This window comes from Neptuniibacter sp. 2_MG-2023 (assembly GCF_030547495.1).
In the GTDB taxonomy this organism is placed as follows: domain Bacteria; phylum Pseudomonadota; class Gammaproteobacteria; order Pseudomonadales; family Balneatricaceae; genus Neptuniibacter.
In genome coordinates, this window is sequence record NZ_JAUOQC010000005.1 from 38,123 (window position 1) to 51,968 (window position 13,846).

The 13,846-nt window shown below is 43.8% G+C and carries 15 protein-coding genes; 2 read left to right on the forward strand and 13 right to left on the reverse strand.

Annotated elements, in window-relative coordinates; genetic code table 11:
* Positions 1-7: 7 nt before the first annotated feature.
* From Q4486_RS06430 to grpE, 11 genes are all read right to left on the reverse strand, one after another.
* Complete coding sequence (locus Q4486_RS06430; protein WP_067862529.1) at positions 8-454, reverse strand: ATP synthase subunit C; 447 nt, start codon at positions 452-454, stop codon at positions 8-10.
* Positions 442-2,238, reverse strand: a complete 1,797-nt coding sequence (locus tag Q4486_RS06435; RefSeq protein WP_303518827.1) for a V-type ATP synthase subunit I — start codon at positions 2,236-2,238, stop codon at positions 442-444. Before Q4486_RS06435 ends, Q4486_RS06430 begins: the two co-directional genes overlap by 13 nt.
* Positions 2,235-2,837, reverse strand: coding sequence for a V-type ATP synthase subunit D (locus tag Q4486_RS06440; protein ID WP_303416235.1), 603 nt, complete (start codon positions 2,835-2,837; stop codon positions 2,235-2,237). Before Q4486_RS06440 ends, Q4486_RS06435 begins: the two co-directional genes overlap by 4 nt.
* Positions 2,838-2,855: 18 nt before the next feature.
* Positions 2,856-4,229, reverse strand: coding sequence for a V-type ATP synthase subunit B (locus Q4486_RS06445; protein ID WP_303416234.1), 1,374 nt, complete (start codon positions 4,227-4,229; stop codon positions 2,856-2,858).
* A 34-nt stretch (positions 4,230-4,263) separates the two neighbouring features.
* A complete protein-coding gene (locus tag Q4486_RS06450; RefSeq protein ID WP_303416233.1) occupies positions 4,264-4,575 on the reverse strand; it encodes a YqfO family protein in 312 nt (103 codons plus the stop codon).
* Between the two features lie 6 nt (positions 4,576-4,581).
* Entirely contained in the window at positions 4,582-4,836 is a 255-nt protein-coding gene (locus Q4486_RS06455; RefSeq protein WP_303518829.1) for a hypothetical protein, read from the reverse strand.
* A gap of 210 nt (positions 4,837-5,046) precedes the next feature.
* On the reverse strand, positions 5,047-5,853 hold the full coding sequence (gene dapB, locus Q4486_RS06460) for a 4-hydroxy-tetrahydrodipicolinate reductase (RefSeq protein ID WP_303518831.1): 807 nt from the start codon (positions 5,851-5,853) through the stop codon (positions 5,047-5,049).
* 12 nt (positions 5,854-5,865) lie between these two features.
* A complete protein-coding gene (gene cysE / locus Q4486_RS06465) occupies positions 5,866-6,669 on the reverse strand; it encodes a serine O-acetyltransferase (protein ID WP_303416230.1) in 804 nt (267 codons plus the stop codon).
* Positions 6,670-6,745: 76 nt separating this feature from the next.
* Positions 6,746-7,879, reverse strand: coding sequence for a molecular chaperone DnaJ (gene dnaJ, locus Q4486_RS06470; RefSeq protein ID WP_303416229.1), 1,134 nt, complete (start codon positions 7,877-7,879; stop codon positions 6,746-6,748).
* Positions 7,880-8,018: 139 nt separating this feature from the next.
* Positions 8,019-9,944 carry a molecular chaperone DnaK gene (dnaK, locus tag Q4486_RS06475; protein ID WP_303416228.1) on the reverse strand — a complete coding sequence of 642 codons (1,926 nt, stop codon included), beginning with the start codon at positions 9,942-9,944 and terminating at the stop codon, positions 8,019-8,021.
* Positions 9,945-10,100: 156 nt separating this feature from the next.
* The gene (gene grpE / locus Q4486_RS06480; RefSeq protein ID WP_303416227.1) at positions 10,101-10,694 is read right to left on the reverse strand and encodes a nucleotide exchange factor GrpE; all 594 of its coding nucleotides are present in this window, start codon (positions 10,692-10,694) and stop codon (positions 10,101-10,103) included.
* Between the two features lie 195 nt (positions 10,695-10,889).
* Between grpE and recN the strand changes: the two genes are divergently transcribed.
* On the forward strand, positions 10,890-12,554 hold the full coding sequence (recN, locus tag Q4486_RS06485) for a DNA repair protein RecN (RefSeq protein ID WP_303518832.1): 1,665 nt from the start codon (positions 10,890-10,892) through the stop codon (positions 12,552-12,554).
* 87 nt (positions 12,555-12,641) lie between these two features.
* Here recN and fur read toward each other — a convergent pair whose 3' ends face one another.
* On the reverse strand, positions 12,642-13,067 hold the full coding sequence (fur, locus tag Q4486_RS06490) for a ferric iron uptake transcriptional regulator (protein WP_303416225.1): 426 nt from the start codon (positions 13,065-13,067) through the stop codon (positions 12,642-12,644).
* A 117-nt stretch (positions 13,068-13,184) separates the two neighbouring features.
* Here fur and Q4486_RS06495 point away from each other — a divergent pair, with 117 nt between their 5' ends.
* Entirely contained in the window at positions 13,185-13,532 is a 348-nt protein-coding gene (locus Q4486_RS06495; protein ID WP_303416224.1) for an outer membrane protein assembly factor BamE, read from the forward strand.
* 5 nt (positions 13,533-13,537) lie between these two features.
* Here the strand turns inward: Q4486_RS06495 and Q4486_RS06500 are convergent, their stop codons facing one another.
* Positions 13,538-13,846 carry an RnfH family protein gene (locus Q4486_RS06500; RefSeq protein WP_303416223.1) on the reverse strand — a complete coding sequence of 103 codons (309 nt, stop codon included), beginning with the start codon at positions 13,844-13,846 and terminating at the stop codon, positions 13,538-13,540.

The window sequence follows — 13,846 nt, forward strand, 5'->3', positions numbered from 1 at the left end:
TGACCACCTAGGCTGGCACACCGGCACTGATAACTAATGCAAAAATAAACGCAAAAACAGCAAACCCTTCTACAATTGCAGCAGGCGCTAACGACATACCAAAGATTTCAGGACGAATTTTTGCAACATTAATTGCAGAAGCACAGCAACGCCCCTGCCAAGCAGCACTGAACAATAATGCTAAGCCACAAAGCAAACCTATTGCCGCTAAACCGGGCGCATTATCAACAGTAATCTCACGGTTCAAAGCAAACATCACCACAATCCCATAAATTGACTGTGATGAAGGCATTGCAGCAATACCTATATACCGGCCATGGCCTGTTTCTGTCTCTAATAAAGCACCACATGCGGCCTGCCCAGCAAGAGCACAACCAATCATGCTACCAATAGCCCCTAACGCCATAGGCCCATACAAACCAGCCCAACCCAAAGCAATGATTAGGTTATCCAAGGTGAAACCTCCTGTTTAGCGAACGGCTGAAAGGCATAACCCTCATCAGCCAAACTCCAGTTATAAAATTCAATCAAATTAAGGCGTAAACCGTGGATAACTCCACTGATTACAGTCAGTAAAAAGTTCAAAAGATGCCCTACCAAAAGGATGAGCACTTTAAAAAGAAGACCAATGGCAGGCAAAGCAGCCGCAACATCAACAGCCAATTTATTAAAAGTCATAGCAAGAGAAGCACTAGCTAAACCTAATGCAAATAAGCGCAAATAACTTAAAACATCACCAAATAGCTTGGTGATACCTGTTAAAGCTAACAAACCATCAACAAGCCTCATCCCACTCCAGCCACTACGTGCAGAAGAGAAACATAGAACAAGCATTAATCCTACGGCAAAAAACAACCAGTGCAGAACAGTAAAGCCCTGAATCCAACCGGCTAAAGCCACTGCTATACTGATTGCCCAGCCTATTGCGGCCCAAGCTTGTAGCGACTTCCTACGTACCCAAGCCATCATCAAATTGCCTAATATCAGATGGATAGCACCGACGGTAATCGAGAGCAACATCATGCTATCAAAGTCGTTAAGGTCTAACATTTTAAGCCCTTGGAGCCATTCAAATGGGGCTTGAGCACCAAAATAACTGCCAACAACCACACCCCATATAAATCCAGCAATAGCTAAAGCACAGCCCATAGCGCGCAGGCGCATACCACTTTCAGTCGTGCCCATACGTTGCCAATAGAAAAGCAAAATCGCGGCCAGCAGTAAGGAGTAACCTGCATCCGACATTATCAATGCAAAAAATGAAACGAATGAGAAGAAAACAACACGAGAAGGATCCCAGCTACGGTAGCCAGGCATCTGGAAGAAGTTGACCACCTCTTCACCACCCGCTATCACCCTAGGGTTATCAAGCAAGGTAGGAGGAAGCTCATCCTCTTTAGGTGACTCAACTTGAAGCGCTAAACACTGCTCTTGCGCTAATAACTGGAGTTGCGCTAAATGCTCATCAGCAAGCCAGCCTTGAATTGCGAAAATTTCATCTCTATCTAATGTTTGATTAGAGACTTCCGCTAACTGTGCAGCATCATCAGTCCCAGCAATGGAGCGCTGCAACAAATATATCCACCGCGTATAACCTTCACGCTCAGCTTCAACGGTTTCAAGTTCAATCTCAATATCCTCTAATTCTCGCTTGAGATGAACCAGCGGCACGGCACCCGTGTGGGTTCGAACAACAGGCAATACATTGATACCTGGCTCTTTTTCAGAGATAACGGCGATATAACTGTGGCGATTATCTCGATGAACCACCTGCCAAGGAAGCTCAACATCCTGAAGCTCTTTCATACGAAAATTGGGTACTAAATAGAACCAAAAGCGCTGCCCATAAAGTTCATTCTCTTCCGGTAACTCAAAGCTTCCCCAAGGCGTTAAATCTTTAATTCTTTTTTGTAAGAAGTCATATCGTTCTACAAGATCGAGACGTAAGCGGCGGTTTTTCTCGACACCTTGAACTACAGATAGCAGGTCAAAATGACGTTCACTAACAACCTGTTTCCGCTTTTGTTTACAATTTAAAAGATAATGTAAACTTTCATATAGCTGCTCTGGGCTCACCTTCAATAAGTTTGTTTCAGTATGCCGAGAGGGGGCCGAAGAGGATAATTCCTGTAAAGGTATAATATGCATTACACCTAAAGATTGGAGCTGATCTAAAACCTGCGCCTTATCTTCAGTGAGCCCAACTAAGGTAGCTTTTTTTAACGCTAGGATACTCACAACTGCATCCTCCTGCGTTTATTTTTGGCAATCTTTGCTCTCACAACACCAGCACGCTCGGCATCTGAAAGCGCTATTCTAATTTTGCGTATATTTTTTTGTGCTTCAGGAATCAGAACCTTATCAAACAGATTTAACCGCTGTGTGGTTTTTTGTAAACCTAGCTCCAGCAACTCTAACCGTTGTTGATAGATCTTAACTTCGATCTCAGTTCGTAAGGCTTTGGTCTGTAAATTTAAGAAATCATCGACCCAATGGGGTAGCAACAATACAGAATATTTTGCTATTTCAACTTCAAACACTGCCAGTTTTGGTAACTCTAATCCGACTAGATTCACATAATTAATAGACAGCTGTTTAACCTGTATCAGTGAGTTTAAATCAATTTTTGAATCCGCAGACATAGGTAACTGTTCAACCACTTGCTGCTGCAATAACGCCAACTGTTGTTGATTATTTGCCAAGGCAGCAACCGCTTCTTGGCGGGCCGACAATAGCTGTTTACGCTTAAGATCCAACGCAGGTACAAACTGCTTAAAAGCCTTTAAGCGCCGCCCCTCTTTATTGAGCGTGGTTTTATTAAGCGCTAACTTTGCCACTATTTATCTACCTTACTGTTAAAGAGTTTCACTACTTTGAACATCGGCTTTTTTCGGGAAATACTTATCAATCAGCACTTGTTTCATTAACAACTCATGGTCATGAAAGCATTCAGCTAAGGTTTCCCAGCTCAGATCCAACGCATCTTCTAAAGGCAAAGTAACGTCTATACCCATAAATCGTTGACGGAAGAGTTCACCAAATTTCAGAAGGCGCTCATCATATTCACTCAGTTCAAATGACATAGCCTGTTTCTGAACGGCATCTTGCGCTTCTGCATAAAAACGCACCATAGTGTTCATAATTTGGCTATGGTCTTCGCGCGTAACTTTACCGATTACATGCTGTTTCAAGCGAGATAAAGAGCCAAAAGGATCAATCACACCATTGTGTAGGTAAAACTGCCCCTCTGTAATATAACCCGTATTATCCGGTACAGGATGTGTAACATCATCGCCAGGCATAGTTGTCACTGAGAGGATGGTCACTGAACCTGCGCCTTTATAATCACAAGCCTTTTCATAACGGCGGGCTAACTGAGAGTAAAGATCACCTATATAGCCTCGGTTAGAAGGCACATGTTCCATAGAGATGCCTACCTCTTTCAACGCATCCGCATAAGCTGTCATATCAGTTAGTAAAACAAGAACACGTTTACCCTCTTCTACAGCAAATCGTTCCGCTACAGCCAAAGCCATATCGGGAACAAGCAACGCTTCAACAGTTGGATCTGAACCTTGATGTACAAACATAACTGTACGTGCATGAACACCCGCCTCTTCAAAGGCTTGACGGAAAAAGTAGTAATCATCGAAGATTAACCCTATCCCACCAAACACAACCACATCAGCATCAGCATGCGTACCGATCTGAGCCAATAGCTGATTGTAGGGCTCTCCCGCTACTGAAAATATAGGGATTTTTTGGCTTTCAACTAGGCAATTAAAAACATCAATCATCGGCACATCAGTGCGAATCATATGAGAGGCTAAGACACGACGTGCGGGGTTCACTGTCGGACCATCGATTTCAATTTTAGGTTCTTCTGTTAATGCAGGGCCTGTATCAATAGTTCTCCCTGTGCCAGAAAAGGCGCGACCCAGAATATTAGGAGAGAATGTAACTTCCATTGATCGCCCTAAAAAGCGAATAACAGAATGAGTAGAGAGACCTTTAGTACCACTAAACACCTGAAGGGAGACGGCATCTTTGTCGAGTAAAATTACTTGTGCCAAGCTGGCATGCTGACCACGATTCTCATCATTTTCGATTAACGCCAGATCACCAAAACATATAGGTGAAATACCTTCCTCAGACAGTGGCACATGAACTTTGACTATATCGCCCACTATCTCAAGAATTCGTGAATACCTAACCAGCAGCTGCGTCACAACTTTCTCCCTATCATAATTGTGCGAATATGAGTTAAAACGTTTCTAATTTCCAAACTTCATAGGCTGGCTCTTCATATGGATGCGCCTGCTTTAAAGCCATGACTGCTTGCTTAATAAACTCATCATCACAAACCAATTCAACTTTCCATTCTGAAACGGTTTCTAACTCGTTGTACTTACCTATAAAAGGGGTGCTACCTTCTAAGGCTCTAAACTGCCCACGACCAAGCACTTGCCAGCAACATTGATCGTAATTACCAATACGGCCCGCACCTGTAGTAAAAATGGCCGATTTAACACTTTCTAAATGATCTTCAGGTACAAAAAAACTCAATTTATACACGTACTTTTACCTGTTTATATCACACCTATAAGGATCTGCCACCCATAAAGTAAGCAACAACCACTCAAGTTCAAAGCCTAATTCAGGCAATCTATCACCTAACCGATCAGAGATAGAGTCATGGCTCCAGTCTGCTTTATATGGATAACAAACAAATTGATCTGCGGCATTGATCGTCCAAGTTATTTGGCTAATTTCCACATTTATTTTACCCTCGTAGAAGAGTGTTAATCTGCTTACTAAAATCTTAGCAAGATTCATATAAAACCCCATTACAGACCACAATCAAGCAGTAATAGCGACTTAAGCACCTACGGCCCCTAAGCTCATAGGAAGGGAGGATTATCGAAGGGTTCATTAGGCAAATCTTGCACACCTTTAGGCAGCGCCAGCTATTTCACAAAACCTGAACAAGCAGGCATAAAAAAACCGCTTTAAAAAGCGGTTTTCGTTATCAATCATCAACCTGGGTTATTTCAGGCCTAAAATATCCTGCATATCAAACAAGCCAGATTTTTTACCTTCTAGCCATTTACATGCGCGTACCGCACCTTTCGCAAAGGTTAGACGGTTACTGGCTTTATGAGTGATCTCTATACGCTCACCTTCAGTAGCAAACATTACGGTATGATCGCCCACCACATCGCCTGCGCGAATTGTTTCAAAGCCTATCTCACCACGTGGTCGCGCGCCAGTAATCCCTTCACGGCCATAGACTGCACACTCTTTTAGATCTCGACCTAAAGTATCAGCAACGACTTCACCCATGCGTAACGCAGTACCTGAAGGTGAATCAACTTTATGACGATGGTGAGCTTCAATCACTTCAATATCGTAATCATCATTACCTAATGCTTGAGCGGCAACTTCCAACAACTTGAAGCATAAATTAACACCTACACTCATATTAGGCGCAAAAACGATAGCAGCGTCACTCGAACGCTCCTGCAATACCGCTTTTTGCTCATCGTTTAGGCCGGTTGTTCCGATAACAATCTGTTTACCATTTTCAGCACAAAAAGCCACATTCTGTAATGTTACTTCTGGAGCGGTAAAATCGATAAGCACATCAAAATCATCCACAACCTCAGCCAAAGATCCTTTAATAGCAACACCTAACTTACCAACGCCGGCCATTTCACCTGCGTCAGCACCAATCAAGGTACTTGTAGGCTCAACAATAGCGGCCCCTAATTCTACATTTTCAGTCATTTGGATAGCTTCAATATTAGCTTTACCCATTCGACCCGCTGCACCAGTCACTGCCACTTTAATCATGCGTTTTTTCCATTAGTCTTTGTCATGCAGAATATTTTGATCCATATCCAATGCAGGCTTATCACAAGATGGATGACCTACAGCACGGGCAGGTACACCCACAACTGTTGTATGTGCCGCAACATCATCCAGCACTACACTTCCTCCACCAACTTTAGCCCCAGCACCAATTTCAATATTGCCGAAGATTTTTGCACCCGCCGCGATCATAACACCTTCTCGAATCTTCGGATGTCTATCGCCTGTCGCCTTACCCGTTCCGCCTAAAGTAACCGACTGCAGAATAGATACGTCATTTTCGATCACACTGGTTTCACCCACAACTATACCGGTTGCATGGTCAAACATAACCCCTTGGCCGATGATCGCACCAGGGTGTATATCCACCTGAAGCACGCTACTGACACGACTTTGAATATACATCGCCATGCTTTTACGTCCATGATTCCACATATAATGGGCGACACGGTAGGCTTCGATAGCGTGAAAACCTTTAAGGTAAAGCAGAACAGTAGAATATTTATCGATAGCAGGGTCACGTGTACGTACCGCCGCTATATCAGCACAAACAGCCGCGATAATTTCCGGCGCATCACGAAAGACCTCCTCTATAACTAAACGGAAAGTTACCGCAGGCACGGCATCGTCATAGAGTTTTCGGCTTAATAGGTAGGCAAGTGCAGAGCATAAGCTTTGATGGCCCAATATATTGGCGTGGTAGTAACCCGCTAAAACAGGCTCATCAATCACTTCCTGTTCAGCTTCTGCGGTAATTTCTTGCCAAAGCCAATCTCGGCATTCTGGATTCAGGCTCATGCCATCTCCGATGATCTTGTAAATATCTTCGTTGGCAGAAGGTGATTCTGCCAACGTAGATATTTAGGACAACTTTTTAGGTCATGTCTTCAAAGAATTTCTTCACGGAATCAAAGAAGCCATGCTTTTTAGGACTGTGTTTACGCGTACCTTGTTCCATTTCATCTTGGAACTCACGTAACAACTCTTTTTGACGGCTACTTAGTTTAACGGGTGTTTCCACAACCACTTTAACCAGCAGATCGCCAACAGAACCACCACGAACAGGGGCAATACCTTTTCCACGTAAACGGAACATTTTACCTGTTTGTGTTTCAGTAGGAACTTTCAGTTTCACGCGACCATCAAGGGTTGGAACTTCAAGTTCACCCCCTAAAGCAGCATCCACAAAACTGATTGGCACTTCACAGTAGAGATGTTTGCCGTCACGTTCAAAGATTGGATGCTCTTTAACATGCACTTGCACATAAAGATCACCCGCTGGACCGCCATGAGTACCCGCTTCACCTTCACCAGCCAGCCTAATACGATCACCCGTATCAACACCAGCAGGAATTTTAACGGACAAGGTTTTAGTTTTCTCTTTGCGTCCATGTCCATGACAATCAGTACAGGGATCAGAGATAACTTTACCTTCACCGTGACAGGTAGGACAGGTTTGCTGTACAGAGAAGAAGCCTTGCTGCATACGTACTTGGCCTTGACCGCCGCAGGTACCACAGACCTTAGCAGAGGTCCCAGGCTTAGCACCGGTACCATCACAAGTTTCACAGGCTACAAGCGTAGGAATCTGGATGCTTTTTTCAACACCACGAACCGCCTCTTCTAGCGTCATCTCCATGTTGTAACGCAGATCAGCGCCACGCTGCACGGAGCTACGACCGCCACGGCCACCACCGCCGCCAAAGATATCCCCAAAGACATCCCCAAAGATATCTGAGAAGTTACCCTCGAAACCGCCACCTTGACCACCACGCATGTTGGGATCTACACCTGCATGACCATATTGATCATAAGCTGCTTTTTTCTGGGCATCCGAAAGTACTTCGTAGGCCTCGTTCACCTCTTTGAACTTATCTTCAGACTCTTTATCATCCGGATTACGGTCCGGATGATACTTCATCGCCATGCGGCGAAAAGCTTTTTTGATATCCCGATCAGATGAATCTCGGGAAACACCTAATACTTCGTAATAATCTCGTTTCGACATGGTCACAACACTTGTCAGGGCTTAATGCCGGATATGACAACGCGGGCATAAAGCCCGCGGTGCCGAGTAATACTGCTTTCCGGCTATAAAAACCGGAAAGCCAATGCTAGATAGATCATTTAAATCAGTTTAATACGACTTATTTTTTGTCGTCTTTAACTTCTTCAAATTCTGCATCTACTGCATCATCGTTACCGCCGGTCTGTTCCTCTCCTGCTGCACCTTGAGCAGCTTCAGCTTGCTGTGCAGCTTCAGCATACATTTTCTGTGCAACAACAGAGATCGCTTCAGTTAATGCTGTTGTTTTAGCTTCAATCGCGTCTTTATCATCCGCTTTCAAAGCTTCTTCCAATTCAGCAGTCGCTGCTTCAACAGCCGCTTTCTCTTCCTCAGTCGCTTTATCACCCGCTTCTTCCATTGTTTTCTTAGCGGAGTGAACCATGGCATCGCCTTGGTTACGAGCCTGAGTTAGCTCTTCAAACTTCTTATCTTCTTCAGCATGTGCTTCAGCATCATTAACCATCTGATCAATTTCATCATCACTTAAACCGGAAGATGATTTAATCACGATAGATTGCTGTTTACCTGTCGCTTTATCTTGAGCTGATACATTCAAGATACCGTTTGCATCCAAATCGAAAGTTACTTCGATCTGTGGAACACCGCGTGGTGCCGGTGGAATCTCAGCCAAGTCAAAACGACCTAGTGATTTGTTCTGTGATGCTTGCTTACGCTCACCCTGAACAACGTGAATTGTCACAGCGTTCTGGTTGTCATCGGCAGTTGAGAAGATCTGAGACTTTTTCGTAGGGATAGTCGTATTCTTCTCAATAACTGGAGTAGCAACGCCACCCATAGTTTCGATACCTAGCGTTAGCGGCGTTACGTCAAGAAGTAGAACGTCTTTAACATCGCCGGCAAGTACCGCACCTTGAATCGCAGCACCCATTGCTACCGCTTCATCAGGGTTAACATCTTTACGTGGCTCTTTACCGAAGAACTCAGATACTTTTGCCTGAACCATTGGCATACGTGTCTGACCACCAACAAGGATAACTTCGTCGATTTCAGACATGCTCAAGCCAGAATCTTTAAGTGCTAGACGGCAAGGCTCAAGTGAACGTTCAACAAGTTCCTCAACCAAAGATTCAAGTTTTGAACGGCTAATTTTAACATTAAGATGTTTAGGACCTGACGCATCGGCTGTGATGTAAGGCAGGTTAACATCAGTGCTCTGTGCAGATGACAGCTCAACTTTAGCTTTTTCAGCACCCTCTTTAAGACGCTGTAGCGCAAGAGGATCGTTGTGCAGATCAATACCTGTATCTTTCTTAAACTCCGCAGCTAAGAATTCAATCAAGCGTGAGTCAAAGTCTTCACCACCAAGGAATGTATCACCATTAGTAGATAGCACTTCAAACTGGTGCTCGCCATCAACTTCAGCAATTTCGATGATAGAGATATCAAACGTACCACCACCTAAGTCATAAACCGCGATTGTTTTATCGCCTTTAGACTTATCCATGCCGTAAGCCAGTGCAGCGGCTGTAGGCTCGTTAATAATACGTTTAACGTCTAGGCCCGCAATACGGCCTGCATCTTTTGTTGCTTGACGCTGAGCGTCGTTAAAGTATGCAGGTACTGTAACTACAGCTTCAGTGACTTCTTCACCTAGGTAATCTTCAGCTGTTTTCTTCATCTTTTTCAGAATCTCAGCAGAGATCTGAGGTGCAGCTAATTTTTCACCTTTTACTTCAACCCAAGCATCGCCGTTGTCTGCTTCGATAATTTTGTACGGCACCATCTTGATGTCTTTCTGTACAACTTCATCTTTAAAGCGACGACCGATTAAACGCTTGATCGCAAACAATGTGTTGTTTGGGTTAGTAACCGCCTGACGTTTAGCCGGCTGGCCTACTAGAATCTCGCCGTCATCTGTATAAGCGATAACAGAAGGCGTAGTACGATCGCCTTCAGCGTTTTCAATAACTTTAGTTGTGTCACCATCTAAAACAGAAACACAAGAGTTTGTGGTTCCTAAGTCAATACCGATGATTTTACCCATTTGTATCTGCTCCAATTCGCGCTGCCCGATTACGACGGACAGTATTTAAAACTTGTAAAAGATAGCTACACTGTCGTGCTCTCAACTATCTCTCATGCTATGCAATCTATATAAGTACGTTTTATGAGGTTTCAAGGGTTACAAGCGAAAAAAAACTTATCCTTTTGCAACCACAACCATCGCCGGACGCACCAAACGGCCATGTAATGTGTAGCCTTTCTGCATGACAGCTATAACGCTATTAGGCTCCGCATCAGGCGCATCAACCATAGACATCGCTTGGTGTAATGCAGGATCAAACGTTTCACCTAAAGGGCTAACCTGTTCCATCTTGAACTTCTCAAGCCCAGACAAAAACATCTTCATCGTCATCTCAACGCCTTCACGCACAGGCTGAAGCGCTTCATCATCGCCAAAAGCCTCAATTGCGCGTTCTAAGCTATCAACAATTGGAAGCATTTCATTGGCAAACTTTTCTACACCAAACTTATGTGCCTTTTCGACATCCTGCTCAGCGCGACGACGAACATTCTGAGCTTCCGCTTGAATTCGAAGCATCTGATCTTTCAGGGATTCAACTTCTGCTACTGCAGCAGCCAACTCCTGTGCTAATTTCTCAGCATCTTGCTCTTCGCTTACTTCATTTTCATCAACAAGCTTTTCCGCTGCTGCTTCTGCAGCATCAAGTTGCTCATCATTTACAGATTCTGTTTGCTGCTTATCTTGTGGTGTCTGTTCTTCATGTGCCATTGCTACTCTCCAGCCAGCTCCGCGTTAACGTCACGGAAAGTCTAGGTGTTAATTTCATTTGCAGCATATATGGGGCCAAAGAGACACCTTTCAACACTTGAAGGCACTTTTTTTCAGGTAAATTCAGATAAATATTGCATCAGCACACAAAAAAGCTTATATAAAAGTACTGTATAAAAACACATGTAATTTATTATGCTGAATCAACTGACTATTCGTGACTTTGCAATTGTTGAAAGCCTTGATCTAGAACTCAATCAAGGCATGACTGTCGTAAGCGGTGAAACAGGGGCAGGCAAGTCCATTATGCTGGACGCATTAGGCCTCACTTTGGGTAACCGTGCCGAAGCAGGCACTGTAAGGCTAGGCGCTGAAAAAGCGGATATTACAGCAAGTTTCAATATTGCTGAGATACCTAGCGTAGAACAGTGGCTACAAGATAATGATCTAGATAACTGCGGAGAGTGCATTTTAAGGCGCGTGATCACTAAAGATGGCCGCTCTCGCTGCTATATCAATGGTCGCCCATCACCAGCCAACATGGTCAAAGCCTTAGGCGAACACCTAATCGCTATTCATGGCCAACATGAACATCAACGCTTATTAAAAAGAGATTATCACCGCACACTACTGGATGACTTTGCGGGACTCAATAAGCTGGCCGAGCAGACACGCCATGCATTCCAACACTGGTCAAAACTGAATACAGAGCTGACCCGCTTATCAGAACAGAGCGCTGAGCAAACGTCCCGCATTCAATTGTTGAGCTATCAAATTGAAGAGCTTGATCAACTCGCTCTACAAGAAAACGAATTAAAGCAACTTGAACAAGAACAAAAAACCTTGTCCAACGCTGGCGAGATACTGAGCACTGGCCATGAGTTTATAGGACTCGCCAGTGACAACGAAAATAGTAACTGCGTGCAATCACTAAACCACTGTCGTCAGCTTCTCACTAATATTGAGTCCGAATCCCCCTCGGTTCGCCAAGCCGCCGAAATGCTGGATTCAGCCTTAATCCAAGTGGAAGAAGCAAGTGCCGAAATTCGTCACTACCTAGACAGAGTGGAGATAAACCCAACACGCCAGCAAGAGGTTGAAGAACGCTTATCAACCATTTTTGAAATTGCACGCAAACACCGTATCAAACCAGACGAGATCACAACACTGCACAAAGAACTTCAACAGGAGTTCAACTCTCTTAGTCGTACCGATGAAGAACTTGAACAGCTAGAAGCGTCCGTTGAGAGTGCATATTCAAAGATCATCGAACTCGCAAAAAAACTCAGCGAAAAACGAAACAAAGGCGCTAAACAATTAAGTAAACTTGTCGATCAGCAGCTACATAGCTTAGGCATGCCGGCAGCGTCATTAACTGTACAACCATCCACTTTAGAAAAACCAACCGCTAATGGATTAGAGGATATTGAGTTTTTAATCGTGACCAACCAAGGGCAGCCAGCAAAACCTCTCAACAAAATAGCGTCCGGCGGTGAACTGTCCCGTATCAGTCTTGCTATTCAAGTGATCACAGCACAAACATCTACGACCCCCACACTTATTTTTGATGAGGTTGATGTAGGTATAGGTGGAGCTATAGCTGAGGTTGTCGGTAAACTATTAAGAACATTAGGCCAAAGCGCACAGATTCTTTGTGTCACCCACCAACCACAAGTTGCATCACAAGGGCATCAACACCTATTTGTCAGCAAACGTAGCGACAAGCAGCAGACCCATACCCAGATAGATCAATTAACAGAAGAAAGACGGATAGAAGAGGTCGCTCGCATGCTTGGCGGCATATCCATTACCGAACGTTCCATTGAGCATGCTAAGGAGATGTTAGATCTACAGCATTAACCTTAAAAATAAAATGGTTATAACAAACACTAAAAGACCAGCTTAATAGCTGGTCTTTTAGGATTCACCGTAGCTGAGAATTAACGCTTACTTTTTACCTATAGAATCTTTATGGATACCGTATAGGTAAAGTGTTCTATCCGTAACAACAAACCCCATAGACTCAGCAATTTCGTTTAATAGAACATTCAAACGCGGATCATTGAACTCTCTTACCATACCGCTTTTAACACAAACAATATGATCATGTGCTTCATCACGCGCCAATTCAAAAACAGAGTGCCCACCTTCAAAGTGATGACGTGTCACTAAACCTGCAGCTTCAAACTGAGTTAATACTCTATAAACTGTTGCTAAGCCTACATCCTCACCCTTTTCCATCAGCAACTTATAAATATCTTCAGCACTGAAATGATCACCTTCACCGGCTTGTTCCAGTATTTGATAAATTTTTACACGAGGCAGGGTAACTTTAAGGCCCGCTTTTCGAAGTTCCTGATTTTCAAGTGACATAATAATTCTCTAGGCTATTTGGTGTTAACAAGTAAGCATAACAAGCTTAATAACTTGTTCAAATGCGTACGAATCTTTATTATCCGCATTTACGCACAATTGTGGAAGCAAAAACAGATGCAAAAACTACTTATTATCGCAGTGCTCACTATAGCACTGTCTGGCTGTTCCGGTTTTCCTGGGGTTTATAAAATTGATATTCCACAAGGCAATGTTGTTAACCAAGAGATGGTTGACCAATTACGCCCAGGAATGACTGAAAACCAAGTCCGTTTCATTATGGGCAGCCCACTAATGACCGATACCTTCCATGAAGGCCGCTGGGATTATCTATATAGCAAGAAAAGCGGATCAGAAAACGATGAAGGCTATATTCGCGAGCGTATATCCCTCTACTTTAAAGATGGCAAGCTCTCCGGCCTGAATGGTGACTTCCGCCCAGGCGGTGGTAAAAGCGAAAATTAAACCCGCTAGCGCGCAGCAGCTTCAGCTTCTTTTTTTGCTTTCATTTTAGCTGCGCGTTTTGCCCTAACCTCTTTAGGATCTGCGATCAAAGGTCGATAGATCTCTACTCTCTGACCTTCACGCAAAACAGTTTCCTTAGGATCTTTAATCGCTTTGGAAAAAATACCCATAGGCGCCGTTTCTGGATCAATTTCCGGAAAAATCTCGACGATACCAGATTTAATCACGGCTTCATAAGCTGTACATTCATCCGGCACATTTAATGAAATGATTTTCTGTTCTGTGGGTAATGCAAACGCAACTTCTACAATCAT